Below are 18125 nucleotides of genomic sequence, written 5' to 3' on the forward strand. Positions count from 1 at the left end.
GCCAACTGGCCACGCGGGGTTGGGGGGGGGGGGGGGGGGGGCCCCCGCGGGGTGGGTGTCGACCACGGCCTCCCCGGGGGGGGGGGGGGGGCCCCCGGGGGGGGGGGGGGGGCGCGGGGGCCCCGCCTCGGTGTCTCCTCATCGGAATCTCAGCCGGCGGCCCGGCGATTCAAAGAATCACCCCAGGCAAGAGGCGCAGGATGCATCCGCAACAGGTGGATATCCCAGGAAGGCCTACTGTGGGCGACTCGCACATATCGAACCGGTCCGAGCAGTCGGAGAGGTGGTCCCGGCGCGGGATCCTCGCCGCGCTCGGCGCCGTACCGGCCGCGGCCCTGCTGGCGGGGTGCAGCAGCGGTTCGGCGGACGCCTCACAGGAGTCAGGTCCGGGTTCGACCGCCGCCGCCAAGGCCGCGACGAAGACGGCGACGATCTCGGTCACCCCGGCCGACGGCACCACCAAGGCCGACTTCGGCAGCCCCGTGGAGATCACGGTGACCGACGGCACCCTCGCCTCGGTGAAGGTCACCGGCAACGACGGCTCCACGCTCGCCGGGTCCTACGACGACGGCAGGACGAAGTGGACCTCGTCGGCGAACCCGTACTCGGGCACGAAGTACACGGTGGCGGCCCAGGCCGAGGGCGGCACCGCGCAGACGGCCACCTTCACCACGAAGTCCCCCGGCGAGACGTTCGTGGGTTACTTCACCCCCGAGGCGAACTCCACCTCCGGCGTCGGCATGCCCGTGTCGCTGAACTTCTCGCACGCCGTGTCCGACAAGGCCGCCGTCCAGAAGGCGATCACCGTCACCGCCGAGCCCGCGGTGGAGATCGTGGGCCACTGGTTCAGCGACACCCGCCTCGACTTCCGGCCCGAGACCTACTGGGCGGCCGGCACGAGGATCACGCTCGGCCTGCGGCTCAAGGACGTCCAGGGCGCGGACGGGGTCTACGGCATGCAGTCCAAGGACGTCACCTTCCACATCGGCCGCGCGCAGATCAGCACCGTCGACCTCGGCAGCAAGGAGATGGTCGTCAAGCGGGACGGCGCCACGCTCGCCACCTATCCGGTCAGCGGTGGCGACTCCGACCACACCACGTGGTCCGGGATCATGGTGATCAGCGAGCGGTTCAAGCAGACCCGCATGGAGTCCTCGACGGTCGGGCTCGGCGACGAGTACGACATCCCCGACGTCCCGCACGCCCAGCGCCTGACCACCTCCGGCACCTTCGTGCACGGCAACTACTGGGCCTCCACCGCGGTGTTCGGCAGCCAGAACACCAGCCATGGCTGCGTCGGCCTGCACGACGCGAAGGGCGCGAACGACTCGGCGGTGGCCGGCTACAAGTTCTACGACAGCTCCATGCTCGGCGATGTCGTGATCGTGAAGAACTCGGGCGACCAGACCGTGGAGGCGTCGAACGGGCTCAACGGCTGGAACCTGTCGTGGGCCGACTGGAAGGCGGGCAGCGCGGTCTGAGGCGTCACAGGAGCCTGGCGAGGGCGGCCTCGGAGGGGCTGCCGGGCACCGCCTGGTAGACGATGATCACCTGTTGTTCGGCGCCCCCGACGGTGAGGGCCTGGCGCCGCAGGGCGAGCTCCCCGACGACCGGGTGCGTGAACCGTTTGAGCTCGTCGCGGGAGGGCCGCGCGTCGTACTGCTCCCACAGGCCGCGGAAGTCCTCGTCCGCCCGCAGCTCGGCGACGAGCCGCGCGGTCCGTTGATCGCGCGGGTCGGCCTCGGCGCGCAGGGCCGCCGCGGTCTGCGCGGCGATCTCCGGCCAGTCCGGGAACAGTTGGCGGGTCCCGGGGTCGAGGAACACGTCCCGGGCCAGGTTGTGCCCGGGCTCGTACATCGGGGCGAGCGCGCGGGCCCACTTGTTGGCGGCCAGCACGTCGAACCGCCGGTTGCGGACATACGCCGGAGCGCCCGCCCACGCGTCGAGCAACTGGTGCAGGTCCGGGGCGACTTCGGTCTCCGCAGGCGGTACGGGATCCGGGGCGGCGAGTGCGAACAGGTGCGCCGTGGTGTCGGCGTCCAGCTCCAGCGCCCGTGCGAGCGCGCCCAGCACCTGCGGCGACGGATGCCGGTCGACGCCCTGTTCCAGCCGGGTCAGATACGGCTCGCTGATACCGGCCAGCCGGGCCAGCTCCTCGCGGCGCAGCCCCGCGACCCGCCGCCGCCCGTGCGCGGGCAGCTCCGCACGCGAGGGCGGCACCCGTCCCCGCCGGGCCTTCAGGAACTCTCCGAGCACGTTGTCGGCCGCCATGGCCGAAGGGTAACCCTGCGGGGCTTGGCGTCGGTTCGTGCAGAGGTGTCCTGCGGGACATGGTGGCAGGCCGGCCAGAGGGCGCTCCTCCAGGACCCACGGCACCGACCCGGCCAGAAGGGACCCCGCGGGACATGGCGGCGGCCCAGCCGGAAGGCGCTCCTCCAGGACTCACGGCACCGGCCCGGCCGAAGAGCCCCGCGCGGGTCGGCTCGACGGCAGGCTTGCCGCGGATGCGGGCGGCTTCCTCCTCAGCGGACGTGACGCCCCCGCCCCCGGCCGTCCCTGCCGGCGGTAAGACGCTCATGCCCACTGACCCGCTGTCGGCGACGGCAGGACAGGGTGACCCTCCCGGGGTGCTGGCTACGGTCCGGCGAACGGCGCAGGGTCGAGGCATGCAGAAGAACTGGTTCATCACCGGCGCGTCCCGCGGCTTCGGCCGGATCTGGGCCGAAGCCGCGCTCTCCCGAGGTGACCGCGTGGCCGCCTCCGCCCGCCGTCCCGAGTCCCTGAATCCCCTCGTCGAGGCCTACGGCGACAGCGTCCTGCCCCTCGCCCTCGACGTCACCGACCGGGCGGCCGCCTTCGCCGCCGTCCAGCAGGCCGCCGACACCTTCGGCCGCCTCGACGTGGTCGTCAACAATGCGGGCTACGGCCTCTTCGGCATGGTCGAGGAGGCCGGCGAGGAACAGGCCCGTGCCCAGCTCGACACGAACGTGCTCGGCCCCCTGTGGGTGACCCAGGCCGCCCTGCCGGTCCTGCGCGCCCAGCGCGCCGGGCACATCCTCCAGGTGTCCAGCATCGGTGGCCTGGCCGCCTTCCCCTCCCTGGGTCTCTACAACGCCTCCAAGTGGGCGCTGGAGGGCATGAGCGAGGCCCTCGCGCAGGAGGTCGGCCCGCTCGGCATCCACGTCACGCTCGTCGAACCCGGCCCCTACGGCACCGACTGGTCCGGCGCGTCCGCGGTGCACACCGAGCCCATAGAGGCCTACGACCACGTCCGCGAGGCACGCCGGGCCGGGGCCGGCGCCCGTGCGCCCCAGGACCCCGCAGCCACCGCCGAGGTCGTCCTCGAACTGGTGGACACCGACGAACCACCCCTGCGGCTGTTCCTCGGCACGTACCCCTATCCCGTCGTGGAAGCCGCCTACCGGCAGCGACTCGAGACGTGGGACGCCTGGCGGTCCCTCGCGGCCAAGGCCTGATTCTCACCATTCACGGCGTGAACTCACCTGCGGCTCAGCGACTTTCACTGTTTCACCTCTTGACGACCGGAGTGGCCGAGAGCACATTGGGCGCACTTTGAGAGCGCTCTCAGAGTGCGCTCGAAGAGCACCCGCACCCCACCACCCGTACCCGAGAGGCACCCCCATGACCGAAACCTCCGGCATACCCAGACGGCGGCGAGCCCTCGTCGCCGTGCTGAGCACCCTCGGCCTCGCCGCCGCCCTGGCGACGGCCGCCACCCTCCCCGCCGACGCCTCCGCCCCCACACCTCCCACGGGCTGGTCCCAGGTCTTCGTCGACGACTTCAACGGCTCCGCGGGCACCGGCGTCAACGCCTCCAACTGGCAGTACTCGACCGGGACTTCCTACCCCGGCGGCCCCGCGAACTGGGGCACCGGCGAGGTCGAGACGATGACCAACAGCACCAGCAACGTCTCCCTCGACGGCAACGGCAACCTGCGCATCACCCCGCTCCGCGACGCGGCCGGCAACTGGACCTCGGGCCGCATCGAGACCAAGCGCACCGACTTCCAGCCCCCGGCCGGCGGCAAGCTGCGCGTCGAGGCGCGCATCCAGATGCCGAACGTCACCGGCACCGCCGCCGAGGGCTACTGGCCCGCCTTCTGGGCGCTGGGCGCGCCCTATCGCGGCAACTACCAGAACTGGCCGAGCGTCGGCGAGCTGGACATCATGGAGAACGTCCAGGGCATGAACCGCGTCTGGGCCACCATGCACTGCGGCACCAACCCGGGCGGCGTGTGCAACGAGACGACGGGCCTGGGCAACAACGTCGCCTGTCCCGGCTCGACCTGCCAGTCGGCGTTCCACACCTACACGATGGAGTGGGACCGCTCGGTGAGCCCCGAGACCATCCGCTTCTTCGTCGACGGCACCCAGTACCACTCCGTCAACGCGAGCCAGATGGACGCGACGACCTGGGCCAACGCCACGAACCACGGCTACTTCGTCATCCTCAACGTGGCGATGGGCGGCGCCTTCCCGGACGCGTTCGGCGGCGGTCTGGACTCCGGCACCCAGTCCGGCGTGCCCATGACCGTCGACTACGTCCAGGTCCTGTCGGCCGCCGGGAGCGGTACCACGCCTCCTCCGACGGGCGGGACCGACGCCTACGGCACGATCCAGGCCGAGTCCTACACCAGCCAGAGCGGTGTGAGCACCGAGACCACGACGGACACCGGCGGCGGCCAGGACATCGATTCCCTCGCCAACGGGGACTGGGCGCTCTACCAGAACGTCAACTTCGGCTCCACGGCGGCGACCCAGTTCGTCGCCCGGGTCGCGAGCGGCGCCGGAAGCGGTGTCAGCGGTCTGGTCGAGGTACGCCTGGACAGCCGTACCGCCACGCCCGTCGGCAGCTTCTCCGTCGCCAACACGGGCGGCTGGCAGTCCTGGAGAACGGTCCCGGCGAACATGAGCTCGGTCACCGGAACCCACAACGTCTATCTGACCTTCACCAGCGGCCAACCGGCCGACTTCGTGAACGTGAACTGGTTCAACTTCGGTCACTGACACGGACGTTGATGCCCAGTCGATGCTGCCCCGCGAGGCCCGAGCGGTCCCGCGGGGCGGCGTCGTGTCACCCCAGGTAGGCGGGGGCGACCGCGGAGGTCATCAGGCGGCGGGCTGTTCCGGTGCCGTCGGCGGGGACGGTCCACAGGTCCGAGCCGTAGTCGCCTGGGAGGGCGTAGACGAGGGTGTCGCCGTCGGCCCACAGGGCCTGGTCGTCGATGTCGCGGGACTCGGCGGTCGCGGTCTCCTTCATGGTGCGCAGGTTCAGGACGTACAGCCGCCAGGGGGCGTCGGGCGAGGCCCCCTTGACGCGCTTCTTGTACGCGACGCGGGTGCCGTCCGGTGAGAGGGAGGGGCATTCGACGTTGCGGTGCAGGGTGGTGAGGGTGCGCGCGGTGACGTCGCCCCGCACGAGGTAGGTCCGGCCGCCGGTCGCCAGCGTGGCGTAGAAGCGGTTGTCGTCGGCGAAGGTGACGCCCCAGATGTTGGTGTCCGGCGCGTGGTAGGTCCGGCCGTCCTTGATGACGTGGAAGGTCTCCAGGTTGTCGTCGGCGGCCCAGGTGCGGGTGTCGACGATGGCGGTTCGGGTGGAGAAGTTCGTTCCGGCGTACGAGTCCCCGCTGACGAACACCGTCCAGGCGACCATGTGCCCTGAGGGCGAGACCCGGGCCCGGGTGGGGATGCCCGCGGCCGGGAAGCGGTGCCGTTCGCGCAGCTGCGCGTCGAGCACCACCGCGCGGTAGGTGTCCTGCAGCGCGCCGTGCACGGCCTGGAGGCAGATGCCGGTGCCGGCCGCCGCGTGGAAGCGCAGGCACTTCACGCCCGACGCGGTGCGCGGGCCCTGCGGATCGTCGGCGGGGACGGTGGCGATCTCGTCGCGGTGCGGGCCCCAGGCCAGGTTCCGCACCAGCAGCCTGCGTTCGGCCGTCGGGCGCAGCGAGACCGTACCGGCCCGGACAGCCGGTCCGTCCGCCTGCTGCCGGTCCCGCATGCCCGAGCGATGGGCGGCGTGCAGCACCGCCCCGGTGCCGACCGAGGCGAGCACCACGACGGCGACAAGAAGGGTCACCAGACGGGTCGTTCGGGTCATGCGGACACCTCATCGGTGGTTGCGGGTACCACGTCCGTGCCGCGCAGGACGAACGCGGATACGACGGCACTGACGGCGAGTGCGGCCGTGGTGGCGGCGAGTGCGGTCCGCCCGCCCCACAGGCTCCAGGCCGCGCCGAAGGCGAGGGAGCAGACGAACCGGGCCAGTGCCTGGCCGGTGCCGACCAGGGCCTGGCCCGCGCCCTGGTGCTGTGCCGGGACGACTCCCGCGGTGGCGGCGGCGAGCACGCCGTCGGTCGCCGCGTAGAAGGTGCCGTGCAGCACGAGGACGGAGATCACGGCCGGGACGCCGTGCCATGGGGAGAGCACGAGGCCGTAGCCGAGCAGCAGTACAGCGTGGCCGGCGAGGAAGAGCCTGCGGCGGCTGACGCGGTCGGCGAGCGCGCCGAGCGGGACCGCGAGCAGCAGGAAGGAGGCGGCGGTGCCGAGCGGCAGCAGCGGGAACAGGTGGGCGGGCAGGTCGCCTTGGCGCTGGAGCAGCAGATACAGGAACGAGTCGCTGACCGTGGTCAGGCCCAGCAGGCTCGCGCACACGGTGAGCCGCCGCAGTTTGGGACGGCGCAGCAGCCCGAGTGAGTCCCGGAGCAACGGCCGTTCCCGCTGCGGCGGTTGTACGGCGGTTGCGTGGGCGTCGCGGCCGGGCACGAAGAGCACCAGCACCAGGACGCCGAGTACGGCCACGCATCCGCTGACCGCGAAGACCGCGTCGTACCCGTCGACGGTGGCCCGCAGCACGGCGAAGGCGGCGAGCGGGCCGAGTAGCGCGCCGGTGGTGTCCATGGCGCGGTGCACCCCGAACGCCCGTCCCCGGTGGGCGGGTTCGGTGGCGAGCGAGATCATCGCGTCCCGTGGAGCGGTGCGCAGTCCTTTGCCGGTGCGGTCGACCGCGAGCACGGCGCCGAGCGCGGGGAGGGTGTGGGCGAGCAGCAGCAGTGGCTTGCACAGCGCCGACAGTCCGTAGCCGAGGCCTGCCACGGCCTTGTGCCCGCGGCCTCCCCGGTCGGCGAGGTGGCCGCCGGCCAGCCGGACCAGGGCGCCCACACCGTTGTTGATGCCGTCGAGGAGCCCGAAGCCGAGGGGCGAGAGGCCGAGGCCCACGACCACGTACAACGGCAGGACCGCTGTGACCATCTCCGAGGAGACGTCCGTGATCAGGCTGACCGCGCCCAGGGCCAGCACGGTGGCGGGCACGGCGGCCGGCCGCCGCCCCGGACGGGAGTCCGGGACGACGGCGGCCTCGGTGGTGCGGGAGTCCGTGCCGCGGGAATCCGCGAGGTACACAGGCGTCAGTTCCAGATGCCGGTGATGTCGGAGGCCGAGGCGGCGTTGCCCGCGTGGGTGCTCAGGCCGGCCAGGTCCTCCACCGTGCGCAGCACGTTGTAGTGGTTGTAGGTGGTGGAGCTGGTGCTGCCGGCCGTGACGTGCTGTCCGTAGAAGAGGGTGGGGATGCGGTTGCCGGACAGCTTGTTGTCCTCGTCGAAGGTGACGGCGAGGATGCTGTTGTGGGTCGTGGCCCAGGTGGCGTAGGCGCCCAGGTTGTTCTTGATCCAGGTGTCGCCCGTGGAGACCGAGCAGTCGTGCATGTCGCTGCACAGGTTCGGGACGACGAAGGAGACCTTGGGCAGGGCCGTGTAGTCGGTCGGGAACTGGGCGAAGGTCTTCGCGGTGCTGGTCGGCACGTTGGAGAAACCGAACCACGGGTTGTGCTTCTGGGCGTAGGTGCCGCTGCTGCAGGTCGTCGAACCCTGGCTGGGCAGCGACTCGTTGTAGCTCGCCCAGGTCTGTCCGGCGGCGATCAGCTCGGAGGCGAGGTTGGCGGCGGACAGGGAGCCGACGCCGACGCAACTGTCGTCGGTGCGGCCCTGGTTGGAGCCCGAGAACAGCATGTAGTAGTTCGGCTCGCTCGGGTGGGTGAGGCCGTAGGACTGGGTGAGGTCGGCGCCACCCGCCTTGAGGGTGTTGTTGAGGTAGGGGGCACTGGAGCTGCCGATCACCTGCGAGTAGGCGTGGTTCTCCATCACCACGACGACCACGTGGTCAGGGGTGGGGAGAGCGGCGGCCTCTGCGGTGGAGGCGGTCGCGGCCCACACTCCGACCGAGGCGGCGGTGAGGGCGAGGGCTCCGGCGAGCGCGGAGAGGGAACGTCGGGTGCGCTGAGGTGCCTTGACGGCGGCCATGACTGTCCTCCGGACAGTAGTGACGGACGTGCGTGGGGGGAGCGGCGCCGCAACACTAGGGACGCTGGGCCGGCTGCGGGTTAAGGCCGGGCGAACCGTTGGCCCCGCCCGGCAAAGATCCCCCCACGCACAGGTCACGCACAACAAAGAAAACACCAAATGGACATGACAAACACGTGGCGGCCGGCCGGCTGCTCGCCCCGATCACCGGTCACCGGTCACCGGTCACCGGTCACGGCGGACACGGGCGACCACCGCGGCCTCAGAGCAGCTCCGCCCGGAACGCCGCCGGCGTCAACTCCGTGTGCTGCTGGAAGAACTTGGAGAAGTTCGCCGCGTCGGGGAAGCCGACCGCCGCCCCCACCCGCCCGATCGGCAGGTCGGTGTGGGCGAGCAGTCTCTTCGCCTCCAGCACCACCCGCTTGTCGATGAACCCCTTCGGCGTCTCCCCCGTGGCCGCGCGCACCGCGCGGACCAGGGTCCGGCGGGAGTAGCCGAGCGCGTCCGCGTACGCGCTGACGCTGTGGTTGGCGGCGAAGCCCTTCTCCACGGCGTCCCGGAACAGGGTGAACGTCGACTCGGTCCGCCGCCCGGCCTCCGCCGAGCTCGCCGCCAGATGGGCCAGTCGGAGCAGGAACGCCGTCAGGGAGTGGCGCAGTACCGAGGTGTGCAGGCCCAGCGGAAGGGTCGCCGTGTCCTCGTACTCCCGCTGGAGCTGGGACAGCGCCGCCGTGAGGCCCGCCAACTGGGCCTCGGAGGGGCGCAGCAGGGGCGGGAGGTCGTAGCGGTACAGGCCGGTCGCCTCGACCGTGGCGCGCGGCAGGAACCCGGGCTGCATGGTCAGGGCCGTTCCGCGGTACTCGCTCGTCGGCGAGAAGCGGTGGACCTGGCCCGGGCGGATCCACAACAGGTCGCCGGCCGTCGCCTCGTACTCGGCGAAGTCGATCATGTGGCGGACCGGGCCGCCGTCGACGAGCATCACGACATGGAAGTCGATGCGGTGCACGCGCTCCAGCGGGGCATTCGCATGCCAGGTGCGCTCGGTGCCCATCGGGCCGACCTGCATGCCGACGCCGCCCACGCTCAGCTCGACGGGGAAGGGGAACGTTCTGATCGCGTCCACTCCGCCGTCACCGTCTCCATCTTGGATGGAGTCTTGGATGGTTCTGTCCACCATGTCCTTCTCGTGCCGCCTGCCTGGAGCGTTCCGTGTCTCACTTTCACCACAGGCTGGCACACCGCGACCTTCCCCCGTAAAAGTCAGACTTTTAAGTTTGAACGCGTCAGACCAGCTACTTCGCTCCGATCGAGGACTTCTTGAAGATGAGCACGCAGACACCGGACCGCTTCGAATGGACCGAACTCGACCGGCGTGCCGTCGACACCGCCCGCCTGCTGGCGGCCGATGCCGTGCAGCAGGTCGGGAACGGCCACCCGGGCACCGCGATGGCCCTGGCACCCGCGGCGTACACGATCTTTCAGAAGGTGATGCGTCATGACCCGGCGGATCCCGAGTGGACCGGGCGTGACCGCTTCGTCCTCTCCCCCGGCCACACCTCGCTGACGCTCTACACCCAGCTCTTCCTCTCCGGCTACGAGCTGGAGCTCGACGACCTGAAGGCCTTCCGGACCCACGGCTCCAAGACGCCCGGTCACCCCGAGTACGGGCACACGGCGGGTGTCGAGACCACCACCGGGCCGCTCGGGCAGGGCGTCGCCAACGCGGTCGGCATGGCGATGGCGGCCCGCTACGAGCGCGGCCTCTTCGACCCCGACGCCCCCGAGGGCGAGTCCCCCTTCGACCACACCATCTGGGCGATCGTCTCCGACGGCGACCTGCAGGAGGGCATCTCCGCCGAGGCCTCCTCCCTCGCGGGCCACCAGCGGCTCGGCAACCTGGTCTTCGTCTACGACGACAACCACATCTCCATCGAGGGCGACACCGCGACCGCGTTCTCCGAGGACGTGCTGAAGCGTTACGAGGCCTACGGCTGGCACACCCAGCGCATCGAGCCCGGCGCCGACGGCGACATCGACGTACACGCCCTGCACGCGGCCCTGACGTCCGCGCAGGCCGAGACCGGGCGCCCCTCGATCATCGCGATGCGCACGATCATCGCCTGGCCCGCCCCGAACGCGCAGAACACCGAGGCCGCGCACGGCTCCGCGCTCGGCGCCGACGAGGTGGCCGCGACCAAGCGGGTCCTCGGCTTCGACCCCGAGCGCACCTTCGAGGTCGCCGACGAGGTGCTGGCCCACACCCGCGGGGCCCTGGACCGCGGTGCCGAGGCGCACGCGGCCTGGGACAAGCAGATCTCCGGCTGGCGCGGGGAGCAGCCCGAGCGCGCCCGGCTCTTCGACCGGGTCGTCGCGGGCCAGCTGCCCGAGGGCTGGGAGTCCTCGATCCCGGTGTTCGAGGAGGGCGGGTCCGTCGCCACCCGTGCCGCGTCCGGCAAGGTGCTCCAGGCGCTGGGCCCGGTGCTCCCCGAGCTGTGGGGCGGCTCCGCCGACCTCGCCGGGTCCAACAACACGACGATCGACAAGACGTCGTCCTTCCTGCCGAAGGGCAACCCGCTGCCGGAGGCCGACCCGTACGGCCGTACCGTCCACTTCGGGATCCGCGAGCACTCCATGGCCGCGGAGATGAACGGCATCGCGCTGCACGGCAACACGCGCGTCTACGGCGGCACCTTCCTGGTGTTCTCCGACTACATGCGCAACGCCGTGCGTCTGTCCGCGCTGATGCAGCTGCCCGTCACCTACGTCTGGACGCACGACTCCATCGGTCTCGGCGAGGACGGCCCCACCCACCAGCCGGTCGAGCACCTCGCGTCGCTGCGCGCCATCCCGGGACTGAACGTCGTCCGCCCGGCCGACGCCAACGAGACGGCCCTCGCCTGGGCCGAGATCCTCAGGCGGCACGCCACGAACCCGGCCCCGCACGGCCTCGCGCTGACCCGCCAGGGTGTGCCGACCTACGCCCCGAACCCGGATGCCGCCAAGGGCGGTTACGTCCTGAAGGACGCCTCGACCGGGACCCCGGACGTCGTCCTGATCGCCACCGGCTCCGAGGTCCAGCTGGCCGTCGCCGCCCGCGAGCAGCTGGAGTCCGAGGGGGTCGGCACCCGGGTGGTGTCGATGCCGTCCGTGGAGTGGTTCGAGGAGCAGCCGCGGGAGTACCGGGAGAGCGTCCTTCCGCCGTCCGTGCGAGCCCGTGTCGCCGTCGAGGCCGGTATCGGCCTGACGTGGTACCGGTTCACAGGGGACGCGGGACGCATCGTGTCCCTCGAACACTTCGGCGCCTCCGCCGATGCGAAGGTCCTGTTCGCCGAGTACGGCTTCACCGCCGAGAACGTCGCCGCAGCGGCGAGGGAATCCCTTACCGCCGCGCGTGGTTGATCCGACCGCCAGAAAGAAGATGATCACTGTGACCGAAGCGACCGCCACCGCGGGAGCCCTCAAGCGCCTGTACGACGAAGGCGTCTCCATCTGGCTGGACGACCTGTCGCGCAAGCGGATCGAGTCCGGGAACCTCGCCGAACTCGTCGCCACCAAGCACGTGGTGGGCGTCACCACCAACCCGTCCATCTTCCAGGCCGCCATCGGCTCAGGTGAGGGCTACGACGAGCAGCTCACCGACCTCGCCGTGCGAGGCGTCACGGTCGACGAGGCCGTACGGATGATGACGACCGCCGACGTACGCGCCGCCGCCGACGTCCTGCGGCCCGTGTACGACGCCACCGGCGGCCGGGACGGCCGGGTCTCCATCGAGGTCGACCCGCGGCTGGCCCACGACACACCGGCGACGATCGCCGAGGCCAAGCAGCTGGCCTGGCTGGTGGACCGCCCGAACGTCATGATCAAGATCCCGGCGACCAGGGCCGGCCTCCCGGCGATCACCGAGGTCGTCGGCCTCGGGATCAGCGTCAACGTCACGCTGATCTTCTCCCTGGAGCGCTACCGCGAGGTCATGGACGCCTACCTCGCCGGTCTGGAGAAGGCCGCCGCGAAGGGCCTGGACCTCGCAACGATCCACTCCGTGGCCTCCTTCTTCGTCTCCCGCGTCGACGCCGAGATCGACAAGCGCCTGACGGTGCTGGGCACGGACGCGGCCCTCGCGCTCAAGGGGAAGGCCGCCCTCGCCAACGCGCGCCTCGCGTACGAGGCCTACGACGAGGTGTTCACCGGTCAGCGCTGGACCGCCCTCGGCGGCGCCCGCGCCAACAAGCAGCGCCCGCTGTGGGCCTCGACCGGCGTGAAGGACCCGGCGTACAAGGACACCCTCTACGTCGACGACCTGGTCGCGCCCGGCACCGTCAACACCATGCCGGAGGCCACCCTGAACGCCACCGCCGACCACGGCGGGATCACCGGCGACACGGTGACCGGCGGCTACCCGCAGGCCCGCGCCGACCTGGCGGCCGTGGAGGCGCTGGGGATCTCCTACGACGAGGTCGTGCAGCAGCTGGAGGACGAGGGCGTGGCCAAGTTCGAGGCGGCCTGGCAGGACCTGCTGGACGCCGTCACCAAGTCTCTGAACAGCAAGGGGGTCGACGGGGAATGACCGAGCTTCCCGCCACTGACGCGCTTTCCGCCATCGACGCGCTTTCCGCCGACGACTGGGACAACCCGCTGCGCGATCCCCGCGACCGCCGGCTGCCCCGTATCGCCGGTCCGTCCGGGCTGGTCATCTTCGGCGTCACGGGCGACCTGTCCCGCAAGAAGCTGATGCCCGCCGTCTACGACCTCGCCAACCGCGGCATGCTGCCGCCGGGCTTCTCGCTCGTCGGGTTCGCCCGCCGGGACTGGGAGGACGAGGACTTCGCGCAGATCGTGCACGACTCGGTGCGCGAGCACGCCCGGACCGAGTTCCGCGAGGAGGTCTGGCAGCAACTCGCCGAGGGCATGCGGTTCATCCCCGGCGACTTCGACGACGACACGGCGTTCAAGCAGCTGCGCGGCACCGTCGACGAGCTGGACAAGGCCCGCGGCACCAGCGGCAACTACGCCTTCTACCTCTCCGTACCGCCGAAGTTCTTCCCCAAGGTCGTGAAGCAGCTCAAGAAGCACGGCTTGGCCAGCGCGCCCGAGGGCTCCTGGCGGCGCGCGGTCATCGAGAAGCCGTTCGGGCGCGACCTGAAGAGCGCCCGCGAGCTCAACGCCCTGGTGCACGACGTGTTCGAGCCGGACCAGGTGTTCCGCATCGACCACTACCTCGGCAAGGAGACCGTCCAGAACATCCTGGCGCTGCGCTTCGCCAACCAGATGTACGAGCCGATCTGGAACCGGTCCTTCGTCGACCACGTCCAGATCACCATGGCCGAGGACATCGGCATCGGCGGCCGGGCCGGTTATTACGACGGCATCGGCGCCGCCCGTGACGTCATCCAGAACCACCTGCTCCAGCTGATGGCGCTGACCGCCATGGAGGAGCCTGCCGCCTTCGACGCCGAGTCGCTGCTCACCGAGAAGCTGAAGGTCCTGCGGGCCGTGAAGCTCCCCGAGGACATCGGCGCGCATGCCGTGCGCGGACAGTACGCGGGCGCCTGGCAGGGTGGCGAGAAGGTGCTCGGCTACCTGGAGGAGGACGGCATCGACGCGGCCTCCACGACGGACACGTACGCGGCCGTCAAGCTGAACGTCGACAACCGACGCTGGGCGGGCGTGCCGTTCTACCTGCGCACCGGCAAGCGCCTCGGCCGCCGGGTCACCGAGATCGCGGTCGTCTTCCAGACGGCCCCGCACTCCCCCTTCGACCACAACGCGACGGAGGAGCTGGGCAAGAACGCGATCGTCATCCGCGTGCAGCCCGACGAGGGCATGACGGTCCGGTTCGGGTCGAAGGTGCCGGGCACCTCGATGGAGATCCGGGACGTGACGATGGACTTCGCCTACGGCGAGTCGTTCACGGAGTCCTCGCCCGAGGCGTACGAGCGCCTCATCCTGGATGTCCTCCTCGGGGACGCCAACCTGTTCCCCCGCCACCAGGAAGTGGAAGAGTCCTGGAAGATCCTCGACCCGATCGAGGAACACTGGGCGAACCACGGCCGGCCGGCGCAGTACGCGTCGGGCACCTGGGGACCCGAGGAAGCCGACGAGATGCTCGCACGAGACGGACGGAGCTGGCGCAGGCCATGAAGATCGACCTGACCGACACCACGGCAAGCAAGATCAACAAGGCGCTGGTGCAGGGTCGCCGCGCCATCGGAACCCCCGCCGTGGGCATGGTCCTGACGATGGTGATCGTCACGGACGAGGAGAACGCCTACGACGCGATCAAGGCAGCCGAGGAGGCCTCGCACGAGCACCCCTCGCGCACCCTGGTCGTCATCAAGCGGCACGCCAGGACCGCCCGCGACCGGATGTCGTCCAAGCTGGACGCCGAGGTCCGGGTGGGAGCCGACGCCGGCACCGGCGAGACGGTCATCCTGCGCACCTACGGCGAGGTGTCCGACCACGCCGACTCGGTCGTGCTGCCGCTGCTGCTGCCGGACGCGCCGGTCGTGGTGTGGTGGCCGGTGGAAGCGCCGGAGAACCCCGCGAAGGACCCGCTGGGCGCGCTGGCCCAGCGCCGGATCACCGACCTGTACGCGGTGGAGAACCCCCTCGACGTCCTGCGGACCCGGGTGCACTCCTACGCCCCGGGCGACACGGACCTGGCCTGGACCCGGCTGACCCCGTGGCGCTCGATGCTGGCGGCGGCCCTGGACCAGGCCCGCGCGCAGATCATCTCCGGAGCCGTGGAGGCCGAGGCCGACAACCCGGCCGCCGAACTGCTCGCGCGCTGGCTGGAGGCGCGGCTCAAGGTGAAGATCGACCGGGTCATCACGGCGGGGCCGGTCGTCACGGCCGTCCGCCTCGGCACGGCGAACGGCGAGGTCGTCATCGACCGCCCCGAGGGCCCGCTGGCCACGCTGTCCCTGCCGGGCCAGCCCTCCCGCACCCTCGCCCTGAAGGTCCGCACCACCTCCGAACTGATCGCCGAGGAGCTCCGCCGCCTCGACGCCGACGAGATGTACGCCGTGGCCCTGCGGGGCGAGGGGGGGTCTGATGGATCAGGCCGGCTCTGAGTCGCAGTACCTCTCGACCAAGCCGAGCGGGGTCTGGTGCGTGCAGCTGCAAGGCGGAGGAGCCGTGTCGATCAGCCGCTGCCGCGGCGGGCGACGCGGAGCGTCGGCGACCGACGACAACGCCGCAGATGTGCGTGCCAGGCGCCGCGACGCCGGCAAGATCCATCAGACGCCCCCTGTGGGCACCAAGGAGACCCCTGCTCATGTCTGACTCCCCCCTGCTGTCGCGCCGGCCCGAGTGGACCGCGCTGGAGGACCATCGCGCCGAGTCGCAGACGCATCTGCGTGAGCTGTTCGCGACGGACCCGGGGCGCGCCGAGCGGTACGTCGTGCGTGTCGGCGATCTGCGCATCGACTACTCCAAGCACCTCGTCACCGACGAGACCCTGGCCCTGCTCCAGGAACTGGCCACCGCCACCGACGTGTTCGGGCTGCGGGACGCCATGTTCCGCGGCGAGCGGATCAACATCACCGAGGACCGGGCGGTCCTGCACACCGCGCTGCGCGCCCCCGCGAACGCGGTCGTCGAGGTCGACGGCGAGAACGTCGTACCGGCCGTGCACGCCGTGCTCGACAAGATGAGCGACTTCGCGAACCGGGTCCGCTCCGGCGAGTGGACCGGCCACACCGGCAAGCGGATCAAGAACGTCGTCAACATCGGCATCGGCGGCTCCGACCTCGGTCCCGCGATGGCGTACGAGGCCCTGCGGGCCTACGCGGCACGGGAGTTGACCTTCCGTTTCGTGTCCAACGTGGACGGCGCCGACCTGCACGAGGCGGTCCGCGACCTGGACCCGGCGGAGACCCTGTTCATCGTCGCGTCCAAGACCTTCACCACGATCGAGACGATCACCAACGCCACCTCGGCCCGCACCTGGCTGCTTCAGGGCCCGGACGGACTCGGCGACGACAAGGCCGTGGCGAAGCACTTCGTCGCCCTGTCGACGAACGCCGAGAAGGTCACGGACTTCGGCATCGACCCGGACAACATGTTCGAGTTCTGGGACTGGGTCGGCGGCCGCTACTCCTTCGACTCGGCGATCGGCCTCTCGCTGATGATCGCCATCGGCCCGGACCACTTCCGGGAGATGCTCGACGGCTTCCGGATCGTCGACGAGCACTTCCAGAACGCGCCCGCCGAGGCCAACGCCCCGCTGATCCTGGGCCTGTTGGGCATCTGGTACGGCAACTTCCACGACGCCCAGTCGCACGCGGTGCTGCCGTACTCCCACTACCTCTCGAAGTTCACCGCCTACCTCCAGCAGCTGGACATGGAGTCCAACGGCAAGTCGGTGGACCGGGACGGCAACCCCGTCCAGTGGCAGACCGGCCCGGTGGTGTGGGGCACGCCCGGCACCAACGGACAGCACGCGTACTACCAGTTGATCCACCAGGGCACCAAGCTCATCCCGGCGGACCTGATCGGATTCGCCCGGCCCGTCGACGAGCTCAGCGACGAACTCAAGGCGCAGCACGACCTGTTGATGGCCAACCTGTTCGCACAGGGCCAGGCGCTCGCCTTCGGCAAGACCGCCGAGGAGGTGCGCGCGGAGGGCGTGGCCGAGGAGCAGGTGGCCCACCGCACCTTCCAGGGCAACCACCCCACGACCACGATCCTGGCCAAGGAGCTCACCCCCTCCGTCCTCGGCCAGCTGATCGCCCTCTACGAGCACAAGGTGTTCGTCCAGGGCGCGGTCTGGAACATCGACTCCTTCGACCAGTGGGGCGTCGAGCTCGGCAAGGTCCTCGCCAAGCGCGTCGAGCCCGCCCTCACCGAGGGCGCCGACGTCCCGGGCCTCGACTCCTCCACCACCGCCCTCGTGGCCGCCTACCGTGAACTGAAGGAAGTGCACTGACATGCAGTTGGGACTCATCGGCCTGGGCAAGATGGGCGGCAACATGCGCGAGCGGCTCCGCCGCGCCGGCCACACCGTCACCGGCTACGACCGCAACCCCGAAGTCTCCGACGTGGCGAGCCTCGCCGAACTGGTCGACAAGCTCGAAGCGCCGCGGGTCGTCTGGGTGATGGTCCCGGCCGGGGCCGCGACCCAGTCCGTCGTGGACGAGCTGGGCGGGCTCCTCTCCCCCGGTGACACCGTGGTCGACGGCGGCAACTCCCGCTGGAGCGACGACGAGAAGCACGCCGAGGAGCTCGGCGCCAAGGGCATCGGCTTCGTCGACGCCGGTGTCTCCGGCGGCGTGTGGGGCCTGCAGAACGGCTACGCCCTCATGGTCGGCGGCGACGAGGAGCACGTGGAGCGGCTCCAGCCGATCTTCGAGGCGCTCAAGCCCGAGGGGCCGTACGGCTATGTCCACGCGGGCAAGGTCGGCGCCGGGCACTTCTCCAAGATGGTCCACAACGGCATCGAGTACGCCATGATGCAGGCCTACGCCGAGGGCTGGGAGCTCCTCGAGAAGGTCGAGTCGGTGGACAGCGTGCGGGAGGTGTTCCGCTCCTGGCAGGACGGAACCGTCATCCGCTCCTGGCTCCTCGACCTCGCGGTCAACGCCCTGGACGACGACGAGCACCTGGACAAGCTGAAGGGCTTCGCTCAGGACTCCGGCGAGGGCCGCTGGACCGTGGAGGCGGCCATCGACAACGCGGTGCCGCTGCCCACGATCACGGCCTCGCTGTTCGCCCGGTTCGCGTCCCGTCAGGACGACTCCCCGCAGATGAAGATGATCGCGGCGCTGCGCAACCAGTTCGGCGGCCACGCCGTCGAGTCCAAGAAGTAGCCCG

14 protein-coding genes are annotated in these 18125 nt (G+C 70.7%); 9 read left to right on the forward strand and 5 right to left on the reverse strand.

The annotated features are described in order from the left end of the window. The first annotated feature begins 239 nt into the window (after positions 1 to 239). Positions 240 to 1481, forward strand: a complete 1242-nt coding sequence (locus ACFYRX_RS44805) for an Ig-like domain-containing protein (RefSeq protein ID WP_389112946.1) — start codon at positions 240 to 242, stop codon at positions 1479 to 1481. Positions 1482 to 1485: 4 nt separating this feature from the next. Here the strand turns inward: ACFYRX_RS44805 and ACFYRX_RS44810 are convergent, their stop codons facing one another. After that, a complete protein-coding gene (locus tag ACFYRX_RS44810; RefSeq protein ID WP_389112948.1) occupies positions 1486 to 2271 on the reverse strand; it encodes a helix-turn-helix domain-containing protein in 786 nt (261 codons plus the stop codon). Between the two features lie 395 nt (positions 2272 to 2666). Between ACFYRX_RS44810 and ACFYRX_RS44815 the strand changes: the two genes are divergently transcribed. Beyond that, complete coding sequence (locus ACFYRX_RS44815; protein ID WP_389112949.1) at positions 2667 to 3476, forward strand: SDR family NAD(P)-dependent oxidoreductase; 810 nt, start codon at positions 2667 to 2669, stop codon at positions 3474 to 3476. Between the two features lie 166 nt (positions 3477 to 3642). Further along, positions 3643 to 5028, forward strand: a complete 1386-nt coding sequence (locus ACFYRX_RS44820) for a glycoside hydrolase family 16 protein (protein ID WP_389112950.1) — start codon at positions 3643 to 3645, stop codon at positions 5026 to 5028. 67 nt (positions 5029 to 5095) lie between these two features. Here the strand turns inward: ACFYRX_RS44820 and ACFYRX_RS44825 are convergent, their stop codons facing one another. From ACFYRX_RS44825 to ACFYRX_RS44840, 4 genes are all read right to left on the reverse strand, one after another. Continuing rightward, positions 5096 to 6118: a TolB family protein gene (locus tag ACFYRX_RS44825; protein WP_389112952.1), complete on the reverse strand. Its 1023-nt coding sequence runs from the start codon at positions 6116 to 6118 to the stop codon at positions 5096 to 5098. Further along, on the reverse strand, positions 6115 to 7419 hold the full coding sequence (locus tag ACFYRX_RS44830) for an MFS transporter (protein WP_389112954.1): 1305 nt from the start codon (positions 7417 to 7419) through the stop codon (positions 6115 to 6117). Before ACFYRX_RS44830 ends, ACFYRX_RS44825 begins: the two co-directional genes overlap by 4 nt. Before the next feature lie 5 nt (positions 7420 to 7424). Next, on the reverse strand, positions 7425 to 8315 hold the full coding sequence (locus ACFYRX_RS44835; RefSeq protein WP_389112956.1) for an alkaline phosphatase family protein: 891 nt from the start codon (positions 8313 to 8315) through the stop codon (positions 7425 to 7427). A gap of 262 nt (positions 8316 to 8577) precedes the next feature. Further along, complete coding sequence (locus ACFYRX_RS44840) at positions 8578 to 9492, reverse strand: AraC family transcriptional regulator (protein WP_389112958.1); 915 nt, start codon at positions 9490 to 9492, stop codon at positions 8578 to 8580. A gap of 146 nt (positions 9493 to 9638) precedes the next feature. Between ACFYRX_RS44840 and tkt the strand changes: the two genes are divergently transcribed. The 6 genes from tkt (at position 9639) to gnd (ending at position 18121) form a co-directional block, all read left to right on the forward strand. After that, complete coding sequence (tkt, locus tag ACFYRX_RS44845) at positions 9639 to 11714, forward strand: transketolase (protein WP_389112959.1); 2076 nt, start codon at positions 9639 to 9641, stop codon at positions 11712 to 11714. 19 nt (positions 11715 to 11733) lie between these two features. Further along, positions 11734 to 12879 carry a transaldolase gene (gene tal / locus ACFYRX_RS44850; protein ID WP_389112961.1) on the forward strand — a complete coding sequence of 382 codons (1146 nt, stop codon included), beginning with the start codon at positions 11734 to 11736 and terminating at the stop codon, positions 12877 to 12879. Continuing rightward, positions 12876 to 14453, forward strand: a complete 1578-nt coding sequence (gene zwf, locus ACFYRX_RS44855) for a glucose-6-phosphate dehydrogenase (protein WP_389112962.1) — start codon at positions 12876 to 12878, stop codon at positions 14451 to 14453. The genes tal and zwf overlap by 4 nt, the downstream gene beginning before the upstream one ends. Then, on the forward strand, positions 14450 to 15385 hold the full coding sequence (gene opcA / locus ACFYRX_RS44860; RefSeq protein WP_389112964.1) for a glucose-6-phosphate dehydrogenase assembly protein OpcA: 936 nt from the start codon (positions 14450 to 14452) through the stop codon (positions 15383 to 15385). The genes zwf and opcA overlap by 4 nt, the downstream gene beginning before the upstream one ends. A gap of 203 nt (positions 15386 to 15588) precedes the next feature. Next, positions 15589 to 17241 carry a glucose-6-phosphate isomerase gene (gene pgi / locus ACFYRX_RS44865; RefSeq protein WP_389112965.1) on the forward strand — a complete coding sequence of 551 codons (1653 nt, stop codon included), beginning with the start codon at positions 15589 to 15591 and terminating at the stop codon, positions 17239 to 17241. Between the two features lies 1 nt (position 17242). Continuing rightward, on the forward strand, positions 17243 to 18121 hold the full coding sequence (gnd, locus tag ACFYRX_RS44870) for a phosphogluconate dehydrogenase (NAD(+)-dependent, decarboxylating) (RefSeq protein WP_389112967.1): 879 nt from the start codon (positions 17243 to 17245) through the stop codon (positions 18119 to 18121). The last annotated feature ends 4 nt before the right edge of the window (positions 18122 to 18125 follow it).

The organism is Streptomyces sp. NPDC005374 (assembly GCF_042872225.1).
GTDB lineage: Bacteria > Actinomycetota > Actinomycetes > Streptomycetales > Streptomycetaceae > Streptomyces.